Origin of the sequence: Nocardia sp. NPDC004860, assembly GCF_040609015.1 — a bacterium.
In the GTDB taxonomy this organism is placed as follows: domain Bacteria; phylum Actinomycetota; class Actinomycetes; order Mycobacteriales; family Mycobacteriaceae; genus Nocardia.
This window is the reverse complement of record NZ_JBEXJI010000019.1, coordinates 45,610-66,024: the sequence shown is the minus strand read 5'-3', so window position 1 is coordinate 66,024 and position 20,415 is coordinate 45,610. Positions and strand designations below refer to the sequence as shown.

Sequence of the window (20,415 nt, the reverse complement as noted above, 5' to 3'; positions counted from 1 at the left end):
CAGCCCGTGTAGGGCGACAGGTTGTCGGCGTCGATTTCGACCAGGGCGGCTCGCGGATTGGGTAGCAGGGCGGAGCCCGATATTCACCGTGACAAGCGCTGCTCCCGCAGCGAAATTCCTTGTGCCGCACAGTGGATTGATCAACTAGGTGCGGTTCGAGGGGTCCCCGGTGGGTGCCTGACTCTTCGGCGAGGAAACGGCCGCCGGGACGGGCGGCCCGAAGAATGTCGAGAATGGTCAGCCCGGCGGCGAGATCAGCCTGGGTGACGAAGTCCTCATCCTCTTTGTCGTAGCGGGTAGCTGGGTCACGGAACTGATCCGCATTACTCCGGACGCGGCTTCCGTAGCTCGAACGGCAAGGGCGACATCGAGTTTCTCCACGTCCTCGTACCCTGTTAGGTTCGAATTTGAAATAGTTCGATGTCTGAAAATCGTTGTGTCACACTTTAATTCGGCTTCACTGGCGATCATGCGAGCGGTAGAATTAGCACATGGATTCGAAAGGGGAAACACTCGACACGTGCGGCATCGCCGACCTGGCAGCCGCCGTCCAATCCCTGTCGAATTCCGTCCTGCACGGCAACCTGAACCCGTTCTCCGACAGTGATGTCGTGGAATTGATGCAGCGGCTCGAAACCTGCAAACGTCAACTGTCGGCGCTGGATTCACGCCTGATCATCGAGGCCTGCAATCGTTCGCTGCCCGAAGGCAGTGGGGCGAAGGGGATGGTGCCGTTCCTGCGGCAGACCTTGGGTCTGTCGAGGTACGACGCATCGGTGCGAGTGAAGATCACCGTGCAGTGCGGGGAATTCTTCGAACCCACCGGACACCTGCGCCCGGCGACGTTGGAGAAGACCGCCGAAGCCTATGGGACAGGCGATATCTCACGCGATCACGTCCGCAACATCATCGACGTGATGAACCACCTGCCCGCCGACATCGCGGCCGAGACGCGTGCGGAGGCCGAGGGCATCCTGGTAGGCCATTCCCGCACCGGCTGGCCCGATGACCTGCCCAAGATCGGCCGCGACATCCTCGCCCGGGTCGACCCGGACGGCAAGGTCGTCTCCGACACCGACCGCCGTCGCAAGCGCGGAATCCTGCTGTGCCGCCCCGGCATCGATGGCATGTCCTGGATCGAAGGCTGGATCACCCCCGAACTGCGCGCGCTGCTCGATGCCGTCTTCGCCAAGCTCGCGCGCCCGGGCATGTGCAACATCGACGACGCCGACAGCGTCGCCGCGACGGTCAGGGTCGTGGATTCGACGTTGTTGGAGGCGGCCGCGCGTCGTGATCGTCGTGATGGCGGTCAGCGCACCCACGACGCCCTGTTCGCGCTCCTGCAGCCCGGAGTCGACCCCGCCAAACTCGGCTCCCACCGCGGTCTGCCGGTCCAAGCCATCCTCACCATGAACCTCGCCGACCTCGAGCGTGGGGCCGGGGTCGCGACCACCGCCTCGGGCGGCTATGTCTCGATCAACGAGGCGTTGAAGCTGGCCGAGGGCACCCGCCCGGTACTGGCGGTCCTCGACGCCGACGGGCTGCCGCTGTACCTGGGTCGCTGCCAGCGCCTGGCCACTCCGGCGCAGCGCCTGGCGTTGATCGCCCGCGACAAGGGCTGCACCCGCCCGGGATGCGACGCACCCGCGAGTATGTGCGCGGTCCACCACATCACCGACTGGGCCAAAGACGGACCGACCGATCTGACCAACCTGACCCTGGTCTGCGATCACTGCCACGCACTGGTGAACGACAGTCCCGGCGGCTGGAGAACCGTTGTCATGGGCAAAGATTCCCCGTATCGGGGACGGACCGGGTGGATTGCCCCGAAACGTCTCGACCCGACCGGCATTGCTCGCGTGAACGACAGGCATCACGTGGGGCAGCAGGTCGCCGCTGCCATCGAATCCAGTTGCCGGAAGTGGGGTTCACGGGCCGCGTGATTCCCAGACCGCTCGTGCCCTGCTGGCGTGCGCAGGGCACGGGGAGGTGTGGGTGGACGATCGGCATCGCGTGGGGCAGTGGGTCGCGGCTGCGATCGATTCCAGTTGCTGGAGGTGGGGTTCACGGGCGGCGTGATTCCCGGCTGCTCGTGCCCTGCTGGCGTGCGCAGGGCGCGGGGAGGTGTGGGTGGACGATCGGCATCGCGTGGGGCAGTGGGTCGTCGCTGCGATCGATTCCAGTTGCTGGAGGTGGGATGCTCGGGTGGCGTGATTCCCGGCTGCTCGTGTCCTGCTGTGTGCGCAGTGACGGGCAAGTGTGCCCCGAAGGGCATCCGCGCCGCAGGAGAACGCAAACTCACCGCCGTCGCAATCAAGCATGCACCCAGCATGGGCGCCCGATTGGTCGAGGTGATCCTGGCCGCGCTGCCCGCGCGGCCAGTCGCCGCCCGGGCAGTGAGGCCGCCGAGGTTGTGCTCCCGGGACTCGCCGATTCACTGAAATCGGTTTTGGTGCAACGACAACTCATCGCGACCGACATCGAGAGGATGCTCGATGCGCACCCTCTCGCCAAGGTCCCAGCCTCGATGCTCGGCGTCGGAGTCAGGACCCGAGCCCGCACTCTGCTCGAACTCGGCGACGGCACGGCGTTTTCCATCGCCGGCGATTTGGCCGCCTACGCCGGCATCGCCCCGGTCGCCCACCGCTCCGGCAGATCCATCCGCGGTGAACATCCCGCCCGCTCCGGCAATCACAAACTCAAACGCACGCTGTTCCTGTCAGCGTTTGCCGCCCTGCACGACCCAGTCAGCCGCGCCTACCAGGACCGCAAACGCGTCGGAGGCAAAATGCACAACGCCGCGCTCGTCTGCCTAGCCCATCGCCGCTGCGACGTTCTCTATCCGTACTCAAAGCCAGACGGCCCTACCGCAACCCCGCAGCTGCCACACCAGCGGCCGGATCAGGCGTCCGGATCCTTTGCACTGCGGGCGTTAGGCGACGCGCCGCGCTGCCACCAATCGATGGGGTCGCCGTCATCGGCCATGCGCTGAATCAAGTTCGCGGTCAGTTCCATCTGCGTGCCGGACAGGGCGCAGAACGACCACAACTGCCGGGCCGCCCGATGGAACTGATGGATCACCGCGTCGACCTCGAACGCATCCCGCTCACCAGTCCGAAAACGGTCCACCGCCCGGCCGACTTGCTCGATCAGCACACCGAGCTGCGCCTCGTGATACGCAGCCACCACGCCGCGGGCAGCCTGCCGTTCAGCCTTCGTCGACACCCAAATCACGCTACCGACAACCAGCTTCGTCCAACACCCTCACCAGCCAGAACACCCGACCCGCGACTTGACAACGAACATGGGACACCCCCTCGTTTTCCTGCATCTTTTCGAGTCAGGACGACCGTTGCGGGGTTCACCCCATCATTACTGCATTTTGTCTTTTGGCTCTTTGTCTTTCGGGTTTGTGGGTGCGGGACGGTCACGTCCGGAGGAGTCGGACGTCACTGCTGAGCGTCAAAACGTCCGAATTCAATGTTGGCCCGCGGTCGGGACCGGCGGTCTGGGTGAAGGGGTGGGGCTACGCGATGGGGCGGATTGTCGAATCCTGCGCTCGCCCTTGCGGGTTGATGGCGGTCAGTGGGCGAAGTGCCAGCGGGTGGCGCCGTGGGGGTCGGTCAGGGCCACGCCTACTGCGGTGTGGATGGTGAGGCGGTAGAGGTGCCAGGGGGCGGGTCCGGCGCTCTGGGCGCTGTAGGGTGCGGTGATCGCGTCGCCGGATCGTTCTGCGGGCCAGCCGCCGGCGCGGTAGACGGCGGTGACGCGATCGAGTTCGGCGGGATCGATGATCCGGTGCGCTGCCCCGGACAGTACGAGATCGACGTCCGGGAATCGGATGGACAGTGTGCAGAACGGGTTGGCGGCCAGGTTGCGTGACTTCTTGCTGGCGGGCCCGCTGGTGAAGTAGATGTGGCCGTCGGCTTCGATGCCGCCGATCCCTGCTGAGCTCGGCTTGCCGGATGGGCTGACGGTGCCGAGGAATTGGGGGGGTCTCGGGCAGCCCGATCCATGCGTCGATCGCCTTCTGGACGCGGTCCCAGGGCAGCTCGGCCTTGCCATAGATGTTCAGGTCCTCTGCCGATACCGGATCTGCGAGCATCGTTCCTCCTCGGTGGGCTGATACGAGTCGAGACGGGCCGAGTCCGTCGCAATCATCGGCTCGGGGCGATCAGGATGCGACGGGGCGGAGTTGGGCGATGGCCCGGGTGCCGTGGTCGACGGAGAACCAGAGGGTGAGGGCGTCCGGCGTGCGGGCGGTATGGATGTCCAAGGTTTCGCCGTAGCGGATGGGCTTGTTGTATTCGAGGATGAAACGGTGCGGTCCCTGGACGAGATCCGTTGCGTCGGCGGTGAATTCGTGGACAGCGTGCCAGTAGGCCGTGTTGGTGATGTGCTGGAAGTGGTCGGTGTCGGTGCGGCGCAGGGGGAAACGGGTGGCGGGCGTGGGCGGCCGGGGTTCGTCGAGCCATTGCCGCCAGCGCAGCCGGTGCTCGTCGGTGGTGGTGCTCATGAGCTCGAAGAATTCGTCGGCCACCCGGGACGGGCTCATCGTCTCCTTGTTCATGTGGATCCAGAAGCCTTCGGTTTCGATCAGGCCGCCGGTGTCGGAATCGATACGGACCCGCATGGTGCACCAGCGCGGGGAGATGCCCGAGCACCAGCGGCGGATGCGCAGCTGGGTGGGCCAGGTGATCGGGCGGAGTACATCGATGACGGTGCGGCGCACGATCCAGTGCGGATGCGATTCGAGGGCGCCGATGTGCGCGAGGTGGTCGACGCCGGCGTCCTGGAGGTGGCGGGCGGTGCCGTCGATGCGCAGGTACTGGTTCTCGTCCATATCGACGGTGCCCAGGCGGCGGGTGACGTCGAAGATGTGGCCGGAGTCGGGAACGGGGACGAGTGGCGTGGCCGACGGGTGTGCCGCGGTCACGGTGGGATCGGCGACCTGGTTCATCGGCAGAACCTCCATCCGAGTAACGGAGCGGGAGTGCACGGAACAACTGCGGCGGCGACGCTGCACGGGAGTGTCCCCGAGCCTAGTGCAGAACCCGTAAAGACGGCGGCTGCCCGGTTCGGCGTGCCCACGCGGTGGGTAACGTCGTGATAGATCGATGTGGACGCATCGGAGCGGAAGAGGCGAGCGCACATGGAATTGACGCCGGAGCAGGCCGACCGAGCCGCCGGGGTACTGCTGGGGACCGCGGCCGGAGACGCGCTGGGGGCGGGCTACGAGTTCACCGTGCCCGGTCCGGACGCCGAGATCCGAATGCGGGGCGGTGGCGCGTTCGGGTGGGCGCCGGGTGAGTGGACCGACGACACGGCCATGGCGGTCGCGGTGGCGCGGGCGGCCGCGCGGGTGGGGGACCTCTGCAGCCCGGAGGGGCTGGACGCGGTGGCGGCCGAATTCGTCGTGTGGTGGGACTCCGGACCCAAGGACATCGGCAACCAGACCCGTGAGGTGCTGCAGTGGCGTGACGTGACCGGGCGCGCCATGCAGATGCGCGCCCACGATCTGACCGGCCTGACGGCGGGCAATGGTTCGCTCATGCGGACCGCCCCGGTCGCGCTCGCCTATCTCGACGATGCCGAGAAGTGCGGCAAGGCAGCCAAACTCGTCAGTTCACTGACCCACTACGACATGCAAGCCATGCAGGCGTGCAAGCTCTGGACCCTGGCCATCCGCCACGCCATCCTGTTCGGCACCTATGACGGCCTGCGTGAGGCGCTGTCCCAGGTGGACACCGGCTTCTGGGAACCGTTGCTGGACAAGGCCGAAACCGGCAGCCCCGTCGACTTCCCCAAGAACGGCTGGGTGGTGCACGCCCTGCAGACGGCCTGGTGGGCCATTACTCACGCCGAAACCCTGTCCGCCGCACTGGAACTCGCGGTGCGCGCGGGCGGCGACACCGATACCACGGCGGCCATCGCGGGCGGTCTGCTCGGCGCTCGCTGGGGCGCGTCGGCCGTCCCCGCCGAATGGCTGGAGCTGCTGCACGGCTACCCGGGCTATCGCACCACGGACCTGAACGCCCTCACCCGGCAGGTGACCGAGCGCTGAATTGCTCAGTCCGGCAGGCGGACTACGCCGTCGAGGTAGCGGCGGCAGCGGCCGGTGAGGCGCACCCGGTCGCCGGTGAGGGCGCAGCGCAGGGCCCCGCCGCGCCGGGACAGCTGGCGGGCGGTGAGGATGGTGCGCCCGAGTTCGCGACTCCACAGCGGGGTGAGCTGGGCGTGCGCCGACCCGGTGACCGGATCCTCGGGAATCCCCTGGCCGGGTGCGAAGACCCGGGACACGAAGTCGACGTCGTCGCCGGTCGCGGTGAGAATGGCGGCGCGGTTCAATTCGGGAAAGGCCGAGAAGTTCGGACGGGATTCGCGCACTTCGTGTTCGGCGGTGACGACCAGCACCACGTCGGTCCCCTCGAACGCGCGCAGCGGCCGCACCCCCAGCGCCTGCGCCAGCTGATGCGGAAGTTCGTCGTGCACATCGATTTCCACCGATGACACCGATGGCAGGTCGAGCACCAGATCGTCCCGGTCCCGATCCACCCGCAACCACCCGCTGCGCGTATAGAAGTGGACCCGATCCGCCCCCGGATGCATGTCGTCGAGGATCTGCGCGGCCGCGGCCATGGTGGCATGCCCGCACAGGTCCACCTCCACCGTCGGCGTGAACCACCGCAGATGGAAGGCGGGCGAGTTGTCCGGCGGCGCACCCGCTTCCGCCGGCAGCGCCGAGGTGTAGAAGGCCGTCTCGGCGAGGTTGTTCTCCTCGGCCAGCCGCTGCAGCAGTTCGTCCGGCAGCCAGGACAGCAGCGGCATGACCGCGGCGGGATTGCCCGAGAACGGCGCGTCGGCGAATGCGTCGAGCTGATGCAGCAAGACCTCCATGGCGCTCAAGGTACCTGCGAATTCAATTACTGCCCAGGACGGCACCACTCACGGCGAGCCAAACCATGCGACCAATTCGACCATCACCGCAGGTCCAGGCCGCTGACACGCTCCACATGCGCTCGCGCTGAACATGATTCGAGCCGGGGTACGTGACACGGCCCCGGCTCGAAACGGCTTGTGGATCAGGCGTCTTCGTCCGCCGGTACCGGCGTGTGGGGCGATTCGCCGAGGTACTTGGCGCTGAGCCACCAGGCAACCTCGACCAGGACGATGCCGATTCCGCCGCACACGATGGCCAATGTCGTCAGCGCGATGTTGGACGGGTCCAGTTTGAAGAAGTGGCGGGTGAACGGCACCGCGAACAGGATCAGGTATCCGGCGATGGAACCCGCCACCAGCAGGATCTTCCACCAGTTCCACGGGCGGGCGACGATGGCCAGCACCCACACCGCGATGATCAGCAGCGTGATCAGGGCGGTGGTGCCGGCCTGGATCTTCGCGGTCTCGCTGACGTCGGGCCCCTTGTAGGCGATCAGGTACGAGATGAAGGTCATCACGCCGATCACGACGCCCGACGGGACCGCCAATCGCATGACGCGGCCGACGAATCCGGTGCGGGCGCGCTCGTTGTTGGGGGCCAGCGAGAGGATGAAGGCCGGGATGCCGATGGTGAACCAGGCGGCGATCGTCACGTGGCGGGGCAGGAACGGGTAGCCGATGGCCTTGTAGCTGAAGATCTGCGACCCGATGCCCGCGATGCCGACCAGGAACGCCAGCACCACCGAGTAGACGGTCTTGGTGAGGAACAGGTTGGAGACCCGCTCGATATTGCCGATCACCCGGCGGCCCTCGCCCACGACGTAGGGCAGGGTCGCGAACTTGTTGTCCAGCAGCACGATCTGCGCCACCGCGCGGGTGGCCGGGCTGCCCGAGCCCATGGCGACGCCGATATCGGCGTCCTTGAGGGCGAGGACGTCGTTGACGCCGTCGCCGGTCATGGCGACGGTGTGGCCGCGCGACTGCAGCGCACCGACCATGGCGCGCTTCTGATCCGGTCGGACGCGGCCGAACACGGTCTTGTGCTCCAGCACGTCCGCCAGCTCGTTCTGATCGGTCGGAAGCGTGCGGGCATCGACCGGGTCGTTGCCCCCGGGCAACCCCAGCGACGACGCCACCGCGCCGACCGACACCGCATTGTCGCCGGAGATGACCTTGGCCGAAACATGCTGGGAGGCGAAGTATTCCAGCGTCCCCTTGGCGTCGGGGCGCACCTTCTGCTCGAGCACCACCAGCGCGGCCGGGGTGACCTGCCCGGGCGCGTCGGGCGCGTCCACCGGCCGATCGCTGCGGGCCAGCAGCAGGACGCGCAGCCCCTTGGCCCCGATGTCCTGTGCGGTGTCGGCGATCTCGGAGTCCGGGTCCAGCAGCACGTCCGGCGCACCCATCAGCCAGTTGCCGTGCTCGCCGTAGGACATGCCGCTCCACTTCTTGGCGGAGGAGAACGGCGCGACTCCGGTGGAGTCCCAGCCGGGCGCGCCCGGCAGTGCCTCCTTGATGGCCTGCACGCTGGCATTGGGCCGCGGGTCGTCGGCGGCCAGCGCGGCGAGTACCTCGCGCAGTGTCGCCTCCGGAATGTCGTTCACCGGACGGACTTCCGCGAGCCGCATGCCGTTCTCGGTGAGGGTGCCGGTCTTGTCCGCACACACCACGTCCACCCGGGCCAGCCCCTCGATGGCGGGCAGCTCCTGCACCAGGCACTTGCGCGCACCGAGCCGGACCACGCCGACCGCGAAGGCGATGGAGGTCATCAGTACCAGGCCCTCGGGCACCATGGGCACCAGCGCGGCCACCATGCCGTTGACGGCGGGTCGCCAGGATTCCTTGGAGGAGAACAGCTGGTTGTAGATGGACAGCAGGCCCGCCGGAATCAGCAGGTAGGTAATGACTTTCAGGATGGTGTCGATGCCGCTGCGCAGCTCCGACTTGACCAGCGTGAACTTGCTGGCCTCGTCGGCGAGCTTGGCGGCGTAGGCGTCCTTGCCGACCTTGGTGGCCCGGTAGGCGCCGCTGCCCGACACCACGAAGCTGCCCGACATGATATGCGCGCCAAGGGTTTTGTCGATGGGGTCGGCCTCACCGGTGAGCAGTGACTCGTCGACCTCGAGCAGTTCGGTCTCGATCACCTCGCCGTCGACGACGATCTGGTCGCCGGGACCGAGTTCGATGATGTCGTCGAGCACGATCTCCTGCGGCACGACGGCGCCGGCGATGCCCTCGCGGCGTACCACGGGCTTGGCCTGCCCGACGATGGCCAGCTTGTCGAGGGTGTTCTTGGCCCGGAGCTCCTGGATGATGCCGACCGCGCTGTTGGCGATGATCAGCAGCCCGAACATGCCGTCGATGAGCGAACCGGTGGCCAGCACCAGGATGAACAGCACACCGAGGATCGCATTGATCCGGGTGAACACGTTCGCCTTGACGATGTCCTTGACGGACCGGCTGGCCCGCTCCGGCACGTCGTTGGTCAGTCCGTCCCGCCGCCGCTGCTCCACCTCGGCGGAGGTGAGCCCCAGCGCGGGTGGGCTGGGTGGACTAGCTGCCTGCGCAGTAATCGACATGCCCTCCACAGTAAAGGGCGATCAAAGAAACTCGCCCGTAGCTGCCCGTCGCGCGGGATGGGTGTGTGAGGATCATCCCATGTATTCGCTGTCGTGACGTTTGTTGCGCGGGCTAACGTATTTGGGTGGCGGAAGGACCTGGGAACTCGGACGCAGCGATCGATACGACGACGCGGCGGGATCAGCCGACGGGACACGAGGGCGCCCGGGACGCGGGCATCGCCTTCGGCATCGGGGCGTATTTCATCTGGGGACTGTTCCCGGCCTTCTTCGGACTGCTGTCCTTCGCGAGCGCGGGGGAGGTCCTGGTCGAGCGGATTCTCTGGACGCTGGTGGTCTCGCTGCTGGTGATGACGCTCGCCGGGCGGCTGGGGGAGCTGCGGCGGATCGATGCGCGGACCTGGCAGCTGGCGGCCGTGGCGTCGGCGGCGATCTCGATGAACTGGGGCGCGTACGTCTACGGCGTGATCTCGCATCACGTGGTGGAGTGTGCGCTGGGGTACTTCATCAATCCGCTGGTGACGGTGGCATTCGGGGTCATCATCTTCCGGGAGCGGCTCCGGGCTCCGCAGTGGGTCGCGCTGGGGCTGGGGGCCACGGCGGTGATCGTGCTGACCATCGATTACGGCCGGCCGCCGTGGATCGCGTTGATCCTGGCCTGTTCCTTCGCCACCTATGGGCTGGTCAAGAAGGTGATTCGGCTCGACGCGCTACCCGGCCTGGCGGCAGAGGGATTGGCGGCCGCGCCGTTCGCGCTGATCGCGGTGATCGTGATCGCGGTGACCGGCAACGCGACCTTCGGTTCCTCACTTCCGCATACCGGATTGCTCATGCTGACCGGTCCGGTCACCCTCGTGCCACTGGTGCTGTTCGCGCTGGCGGCCCCGCGAGTGCCGTTGTCCACCATGGGAATTCTGCAGTACCTCACGCCCGGACTGCAGCTGGCCTGGGGTGTGGCGGTGGGGCACGAGCCCATGCCCGCGTCTCGCTGGGCGGGGTTCGCGCTGATCTGGCTGGCGCTGGCCATCTTCACCGTCGACGCCGTGCGCCGCTCCCGCCGTCCCGTGGTCGCCGTCCCGGAATAGCGCGAAACCGCACACCCCTCATTCGATGTGCGGTTCCACGTGGGCCGGTCAGGGTTTGCGAGCGCTCTGGGCCTTCTCCACGAACTCGTTGGTGTAGGTCGCGTCGAGGTCGATGCGCTCCCGCACCGGTGCGACATTGCGCGAGTACTGGCCGAGAATGCGCAGGACGTTCTGCGCGCCTTCGGGTTTCATCAGGCCGTCGCCGTTGAACATGCTGATCGAGTCGGCGATGGACTTGACGTAGAGCTTCGGATCCCCGCCCGCGTACTGGCCGGGCATCGTGGCGGCGATCTCCTCGGGGGAGTGGGTCTTGATCCACTGCAGGGTCTGGACGAACGAGTTCGCCAGCTTCTGCACGATGTCCGGGTGGCCGGCCACGGTCTCGCAGCGCATGTAGAGCGAGGCGGCGGGGTAGAGGCCGCCGAGCGCCGCGCGGGTGCCCTGCTCGTTGCGCATGTCGACCAGCACCCTGGCGTCGCCGGAGGTGACCATCTTGGCGACGGTCGGGTCGGTGGTCATGCCCGCGTCGATGCCGTTGTGGTTCATGCCCGCGATGAAGGTCTGTCCCGCACCGACTTTCACCCGGGTGTAGTCGGAGGTCCGCAGACCGGCCTGCCCGGCCAGCGCCTGAGTGAGGAAGTCGGTCGACGAGCCCAGCGACGTCACGCCCAGATTGCGGCCCTTGAAGTCCGCCGGGGACTTGATGGCGTCGGCGTCCTGCTTCGACACCAGCTCGACCTCACCGGGCACGTCGGCGAACTGCACGACCGTCTTCAGGCACTGGTCCTTGGCCTGCAGATCGATGGTGTGGTCGTAGAAACCGACCACGGCCTGGACGTCGCCGGTGAGCAGTGCGGTCTCGGCCGTCGCGCCGGACTGCTCGCCCAGCAGGTGCACATCGATGTCATTCGCCTCGAAGAAGCCCAGCTTCTCGGTGAGCATGGCCGGCAGGTAGATGACCTTCTCCAGCCCGCCCACCATGATGGTGATCTGCGGCCGCCCGTTCTCGGTCGGAATGCGGCGCGAATCGCGGCAGCCCGTCACCAGCAGCAGCGCACTGATCGCCAGCAGGACCACGGCAATGTGCTTGCGGTACTTCATGGCTCAGATCCCGTGGCCCGAGGCGGCCTGCGAGGGCCGCCATTTCAGCAGCCGGTTCTCCGCCAGCCCGATCAGCCACTCCGCCACCAGCGCGACGACGGTGATGATGATCATGCCCGCGTAGATGCCCGCCGCGTCGAAGGTGCCCTGCGCATTGCTGATCAGCAGGCCCAGGCCCTTGCCGGCGCCGGCGTACTCACCGACCACCGCGCCGATCAGCGCGAAACCGAAGGCGGTGTGCAGCGAGGACAGGATCCAGGTGGTCGCGCTGGGCAGCACGATGGAGCTCAGCACCTGACGGCGGCTCGCGCCCAGGATGCGGGCATTGTTGATGACATTGCCGTCCACCTCGCGCGCACCGGTGAAGGCGTTGAAGAACACCGCGAAGAACACCAGCACCACGACCGTCGCCACCTTGGACTGCAGTCCCAGGCCGAACCAGATGATGAACAGCGACGCCAGCACGATGCGCGGCACCGCGTTGAGCGCCTTGATGAACGGGGCCAGCACGTCCGCCCAGTAGCGGGAGCGGCCCAGCAGCACACCCAGCACGATGCCCGCGATGGTGCCGATGGCGAAGCCCAGCACCGCCTCCTGCACCGTCGTGTACAGCTGCAGCCAGATGGAGCCGAATTGCGTTCCCTCGGTGAACCATTCGGCCAGCCGGTTCCAGATCAGCGAGGGCTTGGAGTAGAAGAACGGGTCGATCCAGTAGGTGGCGGTGAGCTCCCACGCGCCCAGCCACAGGGCCACGATGAGCGCGCGCAGCCCCCACGTCCGGATCTTGTTCCGGCGCGCCCGCGACCGCACCCGCGCCAGGATCTGCTCCTCGGTCTCCACCTCGAATTCCGTTGCGGCGACCGCGGTCTGCGGCATGACATCAAGCGACACGGGCCGCTCCCTTCGTGCGGGCCGCCTCGACCTGATCGCGCAGCGTTTCCCAGATTTCCTTGTAGAGGTCGCGGAATTCCTCGGTGAGGCGGACCTCCTCGACATTGCGCGGCCGGTCCAGAGTGACCTCGAAGTCGCCGCACACGGTGGCGGGGCTCGCGGTCATGACGACGACCCGATCCGCCAGGGCGATGGCCTCTTCCAGATCGTGGGTCACGAAGATGACCGCCGCCCGGCCCTTTTCCCGGCCATCCGAGTCGGTGCCGGACCACACACGCAGCAGTTCGTCCTGCATGAGCTGGCGGGTCTGCACGTCGAGCGCGCTGAACGGCTCGTCCATGAGGATGATCTCGGGATCGTTGACCAGCGTCTGCGCCAGCGCCACCCGCTTGCGCATGCCGCCCGAGAGCTGATGCGGGTAGTAGTTCTCGAACCCGGCCAGCCCGACCGTGCGAACCCAGCGGGCAGCGCGCTCACGGGCCTCGGCCCTGGACACGCCCCGGAGCTTCGGGCCCAGCGCCACATTGTCGATGACCGACTTCCACGGCAGCACGGCGTCCTGCTGGAACATGTAGCCGACACCGTCCGGAATACCGCGAACATCCTTGCCGCGCACCAGGGTCCGGCCCGCCGAGGCCGGTTCCAGGCCGGACACCAGCGACAGCGTGGTGGACTTGCCGCAGCCGGTCGGGCCGACGACGGCGACGAATTCGCCGGCCGCGACGGTGAAGTTCAGGTCGCGCACCGCGGTGTGGATGCCGCCGTTGTTGCCGGGGAACCGCTTGGTCGCGCCCCGCAATTCGATCAAAGGCGCGGGACCCGGCCCGGGCTCAGTGGTCGTTGTGCTCATCAGTGCTCCTGTTTCCGATGCCGCCGCTGCGGCGTTGGACAGAAGCTACGTGGGCCGGGTCACACTCCACCCGGTTGTGCGCGCAAGTCACACAAGCGGCGATTCGGTCGTTTTGTGCATTCTGCTCAGGTGGTTGCGAGGGGTTGTCTACACTGTCGCCCGTGCTCTCGCTCGGCCCCCGTTCCGTCCGGCTCCGGACCCAGATCCTGCTGTTGCAGATCGCTGTGGTGGGCCTGACCGTCGGGCTCGCCTTCGGCGTCTTCGCCTACGTCAGTGGCGACCGCCTCTCCGGCGAGTACGGCCAGCGCGCTCTGGCCATCGCCCGCACCGTCGCCTCCGACCCGCAGGTCCGCGCCGCCGTCGCGCGGTACGCCGACAGCCCGTCACCGGCTGGACCCACGCTGAAGCAGGAACTCGCCGAGGGCACGCTCGAGAACATCGCCGACAGCGCGCGCCTGCGCACCGATGCGCTATTCGTGGTGATCACCGATGACGCGGGCATCCGCCTTGCCCACCCCGACCATGCCCGACTGGGCGAAATGGTCAGCACCGACCCCTCGCGCGCGCTGGCCGGGGCCGAAGTGGTGATCCGGGAACACGGGACATTGGGCGAATCGGTCCGCGCCAAAGTCCCTGTCCTGCAGCCGGATACCGCACAGGCCTCGCCGCCGGGAGCCTCGGGTCCGGCGACCGGTGCACCGAGTGCCCAGGCGGCAGGCCCGACACCGAACGGGCAGCCGAGCGGCGGTCAGAGCCCCGTCGGCGGCCGCGTGGTGGGGGAAGTGAGCGTGGGGATTTCCACTGCGGCGGTACATGATCAGCTGCTGCGCGATCTACGCCGCGCGGGACTGCTGATCGGGGGCGCATTGCTCGCGGGCATCGCCGGATCAATGTTGCTGTCCCGTCGCTGGCATGGGTTGACGCTGGGATTGGAGCCTTCCGATCTGGCGGATCTGGTCCGCGAGCAGGACGCCGTCCTGCACGGCATCGGTGAGGGCGTGGTCGCGGCCGACGCGAAATCCCGGGTCACCGTCGTCAATGACGAGGCTCGCCGCCTGCTCGGCATCGACCCGGAACCGGGCAGCGATATCGAGTCGATCGGCCTGACTCCCCGTGTCCTGCAAGCCTTCCGGGCCGCGGATGGCCAACCCGTCCAAGCCGCGGTCGGCGACCGCATCGTGGTCGTCACCGCCCGCGCCGTCACCCGCGACTCCCGACCCCTCGGCGCGGTCCTCTCCGTCCGCGACCGCACCGACGTGGAATCGCTGACCCGCCAACTGGATGCCGTCTCCACCATGAGCACCGTCCTGCGCGCCCAGCGCCACGAATTCGCCAACCGCCTCCACCTGCTCAGCGGCCTGCTCCACACCGGCCGCCCCGACGAGGCCACCCACTACATCGAAGAACTCCTCGGCTCCGGCCCCCTCGGCGCGGCCCTCCCCGGCATCGACACCATCCGCGACCCCTACCTGCAGGCCTTCCTCTCCGCCAAGGCCGCCCACGCCCGCGAACAGGGCGTCCACCTCCGCCTCGGCCCCAACACCTGGGTCGACGCGAACCTCGCCGCCCCCGTCGATGTCACCACCGTCCTCGGAAATCTTCTCGACAACGCCATCGACGCCGCCGCGGCCGGCGGTGGTGCGGGTTCGGCTGTGTCCGAGCGGAATCCGGATTTTGCCGGGGCAGCTGCCGACTTGGATTCCGGTGGTGACAGCGTGGGTGGCAGCGTTCGGCGGGCGGCGAATTCCGGCTCGATCAACGCCTCCGGCGCTCGGGTCGATGGTGACGTGAATCCGGTCGGCGAGGGCGAGGGGCCGGTGGTCGAGGTGGAGTTGGTGCAGGAGGGCGGGACCCTGCATATCGCGGTCGCCGACAATGGGGCGGGCATCGCGCCCGCATTGCTGGATTCGGTCTTCGCCGAGGGGGTTTCGACGAAATCGGGCGGTGGCCCGGGTGGGCGGGGGCTGGGCTTGGCGCTGTCGCGACAGGTGGCACGGGCTCGGGGCGGGGATGTGCGATTGGCCGACCCGGGAGGCGTGAGCGTAACCGGGGGCCGTTCGGACGCTGGTGAGAAGTCTTTGGGCGGAGCGGAGTTCATTGCCCGGATGCCGGGTGCGCTGACGGACGAGGAGGCGGCGTGGGCCGAGGAGAGCTGACCGTGCTGGTGGTCGACGACGACTTCCGGGTGGCCAATCTGCATGCCGGAATCGTCTCGGCGCTACCGGGATTCGCGGTGTCGGCGACCGTGAACACGCTCGCCGCCGCGCGCGCCGCTCTGGCGGAGACCCTGTCGATCTGGCCCTGGTGGACGTCTACCTGCCCGACGGTTCCGGCATCGACCTGGTTCGCGAGATGCCGTCCGACGCCATGATGCTCACCGCCGCAACGGAATCGGAGACCGTGCGCGCCGCCCTGTCGGCCGGGGCGCTCGGCTACCTGGTGAAGCCGTTCGACCATGCCGTGCTCGCGGCCCGGCTGGCGGGGTACGCGCGATATCGGCGGCTGCTCGCCGCCCAGGAGGTCACCGCGGCCGATGTGGACGCCGCCCTGGCGGCGCTGCGCCCGGTCGCCGCCCCCGCCGGTGTCGCCGTCGGCCCGCCGACCGTCGCCTCACCCACGAAAGACCTTGTCCTGCAAGCGGTCCGCAATGCCGACACTCCGATGTCGGCAGCCCAGGTCTCGGCCGCCATCGGCATCTCCCGCGCCACCGCCCAGCGCTATCTCGCGAGCCTGGTCGGCGTCGGCGACCTGCGCATGCAACTGCGCTACGGCAGCACCGGCCGCCCGGAGCAGGAGTACTCCGCCCCCCGCCGGCCCTGAGCCGCCCCCATTTTCTGGGGCCGCTGCGAGCTGTGACGGTTCGCACAGGGCGCTTGGCGGAATCGGCGGCGGGTGGTTACCGTCGTGGGCGTGGCGATGCTCCTGTCGGCCGACTTGTACCGGTCCAGGGTCGGGATCGTCACGAACACAGGAGAATTCCTATCACTATCCAGTTCAACCACACCATTGTCGCGTGCACGGACAATCGGGTCTCCGCCGAATTCTGGGCGGACATCCTCGGGGTGGAGGTGGGCAAGCCATACGGTCCGTTCATTCCGCTTACCGTCGGTAATGGCGTCACCTTCGACTTCGCCAATCTGCCACCGGGTTTCGAGGGCGAGCCGCAACCGCAGCATTACGCCTTCCTGGTCTCCGAGGAAGAATTCGACGCCGCCTACGACAAGATCAAGCGGTACGGCATGACCTACTGGGCCGACCCGCGTCAGCAGGGCGTCAACGAGATCAACCACAATGACGGTGGCCGGGGGATCTATTTCCTCGACCCTGTCGGCCACTACATGGAGTTGATCACCGTCCCGTACGGCGGCTGGCCGCAATAGTTCTCACGCGGGTCACCGCGGTAACTCCTCACCCGGCTACCGCGGTGCCCAACGAGAAGGCAACCCAGGGCTTCGGCCCCTGCTGGTAATACCGATCGATATCGCGGATCTCGAATCCCGCGGCCTCGATCAACCCACGAATATCGCGGTCGAGGTGGCAGCCACCGGCCACCGCCTTCTGCACCGGGTTGAACCGGTGCTGCCACTTCTGGACACCGGCATCCGGTGCGAGACCGTGCTCGACGAAATGAAAAGTGCCGCCGGGCGCCAGCACCCGGCGCACCTCGGCGAGCGCGGCCCCGACATCCGGGATGGTGCACAGCGTCCACGTCGACAGCGCGGAATCGAAGCTGTCGTCCGCGAACGGCAGGGCCTGCCCGTCCAGGCCGGCCCGTTCCACCGGAACCGTCGCCGCGGCCAGCCGCCCGGCGGCCATTCGCCACCCGAGGTCGGCGGGTTCGACCGCGCTCACCGACTGCACCGAATCGGGATAGAACGGCACATTGCGCCCGGATCCGAACCCGATCTCGACGACGCGCCCGTGCAGCCCGGCGCAGACCCGCTGCCGCTCGGAGTTCATCTGCTTCGAGCCACAGCATTGGTCGACCAGCCTGGGCAGTACCCGGTCTTCGTAGATTCCCACGACACCACTCTGGCAACCGGATCGCGCGTACGCCACTGCTTCGGGCAAGGATGAATCGGTCAGTGTGCGATGGGGAATCGCTGCGTCAGCCAATCCGTCACGAAGGTCAGCACCTGCGGATCGATGGTCGTCTCGATCTTGGCGTACTCGTCGGGCGTGCCCTTGTCGGCGGGCTGCATCAGGTGATCGAGCCCGTCGAAGACGTGCACGGTCGCATCCGGATCGGCGGCCAGCAGCGTGCGCGCCGGGCCCTCGTTCTGGGCCGCGGGCACCTGGAGATCCTTGCTGCCGTAAATGGCCAGCACCGGCACCCGCAGTGCCGACAGCGCCGGGGCCGGGTCGTAGCCGACCAGCGCCGCCATGTACGGCGTCACCAGCTCGTCGATCTGCGCCTCGGACAGCTTCTTGTCGGCGGGCAGGCTGTCATTGTGCTGTCGTACATAGGTTTTGGCGGCCTCCAGATCCCCGGAGCGCAGCAGAGTGGACAGCGTGGAGTTGAACGCCACCTGCTGAGCGATCTGCTCCGCGGTGGCCCCCTGCGCGGTGAGGATCAGCCGATTCTGTTCCACCAGCACATCCGAGCCCGGCACCGCCGGCCCCGCCATCATGATCACGAACGCCACTCCGCTGTCCGGCCGCATGGTGTACAGCGGCGCGAGATACCCGCCCTCGCTGTGCCCGAGCAGGCCGATCCGCTTGGCGTCGATCTCCGGCCGCCCGTGCAGAAAGGCCATTCCGGCGCCGATGTCGTCGGTCAGATCCTGGTAGGTCGAGGTGTCCAGGTGCCCGCCGGTCTTGCCGACGCCGCGCTTGTCGGTGCGCAGCACCGCGTAACCCGCGCGGGTCAGGGTGTCGGCCAGCAGCAGGAACGGCTTGTGACCCAGCAGTTCCTCATTGCGGTCGTTGGCCCCGCTGCCATTGATCAGCACGACCGTCGGGAACGGCCCGCCGGTGTTCGGCTCGGTCAGCGTCCCGGCGATGGTGATGTCCGCACTGGGGAAGCTGACGTCCTCGGACTTGTACGGGAACGGCGGCTTCGGCTCCTGCGGGCGCGGCGGGCCCTCGACCTTGCCGCGCGTCAGGTTCAGCGGAAACGTCTGGCCGGATTGGCTGAACCGCCCCTGGATGCTGTCGGAGCCCTTGTCGTACTTGCCCTGGAACGACGGATTGCCCGGAATCTTGGTGATGGTCCAGGCCACGCCGTCGGGATCGTTCTTCACCCCGCTCAGCGGCGCGGCCTCGACACCCTGGGCGGGAATGTCGATGGTGGCCTGGTCCCCACCGGTGAAGCTGACCCCCACGGCCAGCGGATGGTCGGGAATCTCGATGCTTCCGTGCCAGTCCCCGGTCAGGCCGGCGGGCGCGGCCTCCTGCTTCGACGACGAACACCCGGTCAGCGCCAGGGCGATCACGAGCAGTACCGCCGGAACCAACGACCACGCCCTTCGCATGGCGACAGCCTACGCAGCCCTCGCCGGCACTCCCGGGAACTCGCCTTGATCTCGGAAAGGCTCGCTCCGATAACGCCGGTGTCACTACCCGGACACCCGGAATAACCACTGGGCCAACGGGAGTAACTCTCTCCGTTTCGTCATTGCCGGTGTCACTCGGCGCTCGTACCGTGGAATTCGTGAGCAATGACGCTTCCCCGCCGGGTCTCATGGACCTGCCGGCCACGGTGGGCGGCTACGCGGCCGCTGAATTCGGTCCGTTGGTGCGCACTTTCGCGCGGATGGTCGGCGGTCGCCCGGGCGCCGGGGGTGCGCTCACGGTGCACCTGCGCGGGGAACCGCTGGTCGAGATCTGGATCGGGGAGGCCGGGCCGCGCCGGCCATGGGATGCCGACACCGGCGCCATCGTCTTCTCCGCCACCAAAGGCATTGCGGCCACGGTCATCCACCGGCTCGCCGATCGCGGCCTCATCGACTACGACGCCCCGGTCGCCCGCTACTGGCCGGAATTCGCCGCCAACGGCAAGGGGCGGATCACGGTACGGCAGGTGCTGTCCCACCGGGCCGGGCTGTACGGGCTGCCCGAGATCGCCCGTGGCCTGGACGACGTGCTCGACCACCGCATGATGGAAGACCACCTGGCCGCCGCCAAACCCGATCATCTGCTGGGCATCCCGACCTATCACGCCCTCACCTTCGGCTGGCTGCTGGCGGGCCTGGCCCGCGCGGTCACCGGCCGCGGCATGGCCGAGCTGTTCCGTACCGAGGTCGCCGAACCGCTGGGCACCGAGGGCATCCACCTGGGCAACCCGCCGCCCGGGTCGCGCACCAGCGCCGCCCTGCTGCACGGCAACAAGCTGTCGGCGGTCGGCACCAACTATGCCTCGCTGGTGCTGGGCCGGGCCTACTCGCTGCCCGGTCCACTCGGCGCGGTCGCCCGCGCGCTGTTCCTGCCCGGCCTGGACCAGCTGCTGGAAGGCGACGAACCGCCCATCCTGCGCACCGAACTGGGTGCGGGCAACGGCGTCTGCACGGCGACCGGCCTGGCCACCGTGTACGACCCGCTCGCCAACGGGGGCATGCACCAGGGCCGCCGCTTCCTCTCGCCCGAAACCATCAGGGCCATGCGGCAGGTGGAGAGCTACCGGCTCGACCGTGCGCTGTTCTACATCCCGATGATGTGGCACATGGGCTATCACTCGCTGCCCGTTCCGGGAGCCCACGCGGGCTTCGGGCACATCGGTCTGGGCGGATCGTTCGGCTGGGCCGAACCCCGCCTGGGACTGTCGGTCGGCTTCGTCCACAATCGGCTCGGCATCGGGTCGATGAGCCTGGACCAACTCGCGTCGGCATGGGTGCTGCCGCTGGTGGTGCGGGGCGCCAACGCGGCGCGCCGCACCACTACCCCCGCCCTGCCCGCTGCCGCTTCGGTCGCATAGTCGCGGGCCGCGCCGCGTGACGTCGCACACGACACGCGGAGTCCGCCACGCCGACTC

At 67.9% G+C, this 20,415-nt stretch carries 15 protein-coding genes and 3 pseudogenes; 8 read left to right on the top strand and 10 right to left on the bottom strand.

The features are described from left to right. Positions 1-491: 491 nt before the first annotated feature. Together ABZV44_RS29175 and ABZV44_RS29170 are read left to right on the top strand one after the other, a co-directional pair. Complete coding sequence (locus ABZV44_RS29175; RefSeq protein WP_354842941.1) at positions 492-1,943, top strand: DUF222 domain-containing protein; 1,452 nt, start codon at positions 492-494, stop codon at positions 1,941-1,943. Positions 1,944-2,225: 282 nt separating this feature from the next. Then, positions 2,226-2,842 (top strand): annotated as a pseudogene (locus tag ABZV44_RS29170) (transposase); the annotation flags it as partial. 59 nt (positions 2,843-2,901) lie between these two features. Here the strand turns inward: ABZV44_RS29170 and ABZV44_RS29165 are convergent. From ABZV44_RS29165 to ABZV44_RS29155, 3 genes and pseudogenes are all read right to left on the bottom strand, one after another. Then, positions 2,902-3,225: a hypothetical protein gene (locus tag ABZV44_RS29165; RefSeq protein WP_354842938.1), complete on the bottom strand. Its 324-nt coding sequence runs from the start codon at positions 3,223-3,225 to the stop codon at positions 2,902-2,904. A gap of 357 nt (positions 3,226-3,582) precedes the next feature. After that, positions 3,583-4,105 (bottom strand): annotated as a pseudogene (locus ABZV44_RS29160) (pyridoxamine 5'-phosphate oxidase family protein). Between the two features lie 69 nt (positions 4,106-4,174). After that, positions 4,175-4,960 (bottom strand): acyl-ACP thioesterase domain-containing protein, encoded by a 786-nt coding sequence (locus ABZV44_RS29155; protein WP_354842936.1) that lies wholly within the window; start codon positions 4,958-4,960, stop codon positions 4,175-4,177. A 192-nt stretch (positions 4,961-5,152) separates the two neighbouring features. Here ABZV44_RS29155 and ABZV44_RS29150 point away from each other — a divergent pair, with 192 nt between their 5' ends. Further along, positions 5,153-6,064: an ADP-ribosylglycohydrolase family protein gene (locus tag ABZV44_RS29150; RefSeq protein ID WP_354842933.1), complete on the top strand. Its 912-nt coding sequence runs from the start codon at positions 5,153-5,155 to the stop codon at positions 6,062-6,064. A gap of 5 nt (positions 6,065-6,069) precedes the next feature. Here the strand turns inward: ABZV44_RS29150 and ABZV44_RS29145 are convergent, their stop codons facing one another. Both ABZV44_RS29145 and ABZV44_RS29140 read right to left on the bottom strand, forming a co-directional pair. After that, complete coding sequence (locus tag ABZV44_RS29145) at positions 6,070-6,897, bottom strand: PhzF family phenazine biosynthesis protein (protein ID WP_354842930.1); 828 nt, start codon at positions 6,895-6,897, stop codon at positions 6,070-6,072. A gap of 185 nt (positions 6,898-7,082) precedes the next feature. After that, the gene (locus tag ABZV44_RS29140; protein ID WP_354842928.1) at positions 7,083-9,518 is read right to left on the bottom strand and encodes a cation-translocating P-type ATPase; all 2,436 of its coding nucleotides are present in this window, start codon (positions 9,516-9,518) and stop codon (positions 7,083-7,085) included. Positions 9,519-9,676: 158 nt separating this feature from the next. On the opposite strand from ABZV44_RS29140, the gene rarD reads away from it, so the two are divergent. Continuing rightward, entirely contained in the window at positions 9,677-10,603 is a 927-nt protein-coding gene (gene rarD, locus ABZV44_RS29135; protein WP_354843217.1) for an EamA family transporter RarD, read from the top strand. Positions 10,604-10,651: 48 nt separating this feature from the next. Here rarD and ABZV44_RS29130 read toward each other — a convergent pair whose 3' ends face one another. The 3 genes from ABZV44_RS29130 to ABZV44_RS29120 are packed head-to-tail and all read right to left on the bottom strand — an operon-like array spanning position 10,652 to position 13,445. Beyond that, positions 10,652-11,704: an ABC transporter substrate-binding protein gene (locus tag ABZV44_RS29130; protein ID WP_354842925.1), complete on the bottom strand. Its 1,053-nt coding sequence runs from the start codon at positions 11,702-11,704 to the stop codon at positions 10,652-10,654. A 3-nt stretch (positions 11,705-11,707) separates the two neighbouring features. Next, complete coding sequence (locus ABZV44_RS29125; RefSeq protein ID WP_354842923.1) at positions 11,708-12,595, bottom strand: ABC transporter permease; 888 nt, start codon at positions 12,593-12,595, stop codon at positions 11,708-11,710. Then, entirely contained in the window at positions 12,585-13,445 is an 861-nt protein-coding gene (locus ABZV44_RS29120) for an ABC transporter ATP-binding protein (protein WP_354842920.1), read from the bottom strand. The genes ABZV44_RS29125 and ABZV44_RS29120 overlap by 11 nt, the downstream gene beginning before the upstream one ends. Positions 13,446-13,606: 161 nt before the next feature. On the opposite strand from ABZV44_RS29120, the gene ABZV44_RS29115 reads away from it, so the two are divergent. The 3 genes and pseudogenes from ABZV44_RS29115 (at position 13,607) to ABZV44_RS29105 (ending at position 16,825) form a co-directional block, all read left to right on the top strand. After that, entirely contained in the window at positions 13,607-15,601 is a 1,995-nt protein-coding gene (locus tag ABZV44_RS29115) for a sensor histidine kinase (RefSeq protein ID WP_354842917.1), read from the top strand. Continuing rightward, positions 15,583-16,265, top strand: a pseudogene (locus tag ABZV44_RS29110) (response regulator). Before ABZV44_RS29115 ends, ABZV44_RS29110 begins: the two are co-directional and overlap by 19 nt. 161 nt (positions 16,266-16,426) lie before the next feature. Next, the gene (locus ABZV44_RS29105; protein ID WP_354843214.1) at positions 16,427-16,825 is read left to right on the top strand and encodes a VOC family protein; all 399 of its coding nucleotides are present in this window, start codon (positions 16,427-16,429) and stop codon (positions 16,823-16,825) included. Positions 16,826-16,853: 28 nt separating this feature from the next. Here the strand turns inward: ABZV44_RS29105 and ABZV44_RS29100 are convergent, their stop codons facing one another. Beyond that, positions 16,854-17,468, bottom strand: coding sequence for a methyltransferase domain-containing protein (locus tag ABZV44_RS29100; protein WP_354842914.1), 615 nt, complete (start codon positions 17,466-17,468; stop codon positions 16,854-16,856). A gap of 59 nt (positions 17,469-17,527) precedes the next feature. Next, the gene (locus tag ABZV44_RS29095) at positions 17,528-18,919 is read right to left on the bottom strand and encodes an alpha/beta hydrolase (RefSeq protein WP_354842911.1); all 1,392 of its coding nucleotides are present in this window, start codon (positions 18,917-18,919) and stop codon (positions 17,528-17,530) included. A 179-nt stretch (positions 18,920-19,098) separates the two neighbouring features. Here ABZV44_RS29095 and ABZV44_RS29090 point away from each other — a divergent pair, with 179 nt between their 5' ends. Next, positions 19,099-20,358, top strand: a complete 1,260-nt coding sequence (locus ABZV44_RS29090) for a serine hydrolase domain-containing protein (RefSeq protein ID WP_354842908.1) — start codon at positions 19,099-19,101, stop codon at positions 20,356-20,358. Positions 20,359-20,415: the final 57 nt, after the last annotated feature.

Excerpts from the sequence above, each read along its gene's own strand:
- ABZV44_RS29175 (WP_354842941.1), top strand. The coding sequence starts at position 492 with ATGGATTCGAAAGGGGAAACACTCGACACGTGCGGCATCGCCGACCTG.
- ABZV44_RS29155 (WP_354842936.1), bottom strand. The coding sequence starts at position 4,960 with ATGAACCAGGTCGCCGATCCCACCGTGACCGCGGCACACCCGTCGGCC.
- ABZV44_RS29150 (WP_354842933.1), top strand. The coding sequence starts at position 5,153 with ATGGAATTGACGCCGGAGCAGGCCGACCGAGCCGCCGGGGTACTGCTG.
- ABZV44_RS29145 (WP_354842930.1), bottom strand. The coding sequence starts at position 6,897 with ATGGAGGTCTTGCTGCATCAGCTCGACGCATTCGCCGACGCGCCGTTC.
- ABZV44_RS29140 (WP_354842928.1), bottom strand. The coding sequence starts at position 9,518 with ATGTCGATTACTGCGCAGGCAGCTAGTCCACCCAGCCCACCCGCGCTG.
- ABZV44_RS29130 (WP_354842925.1), bottom strand. The coding sequence starts at position 11,704 with ATGAAGTACCGCAAGCACATTGCCGTGGTCCTGCTGGCGATCAGTGCG.
- ABZV44_RS29120 (WP_354842920.1), bottom strand. The coding sequence starts at position 13,445 with ATGAGCACAACGACCACTGAGCCCGGGCCGGGTCCCGCGCCTTTGATC.
- ABZV44_RS29095 (WP_354842911.1), bottom strand. The coding sequence starts at position 18,919 with ATGCGAAGGGCGTGGTCGTTGGTTCCGGCGGTACTGCTCGTGATCGCC.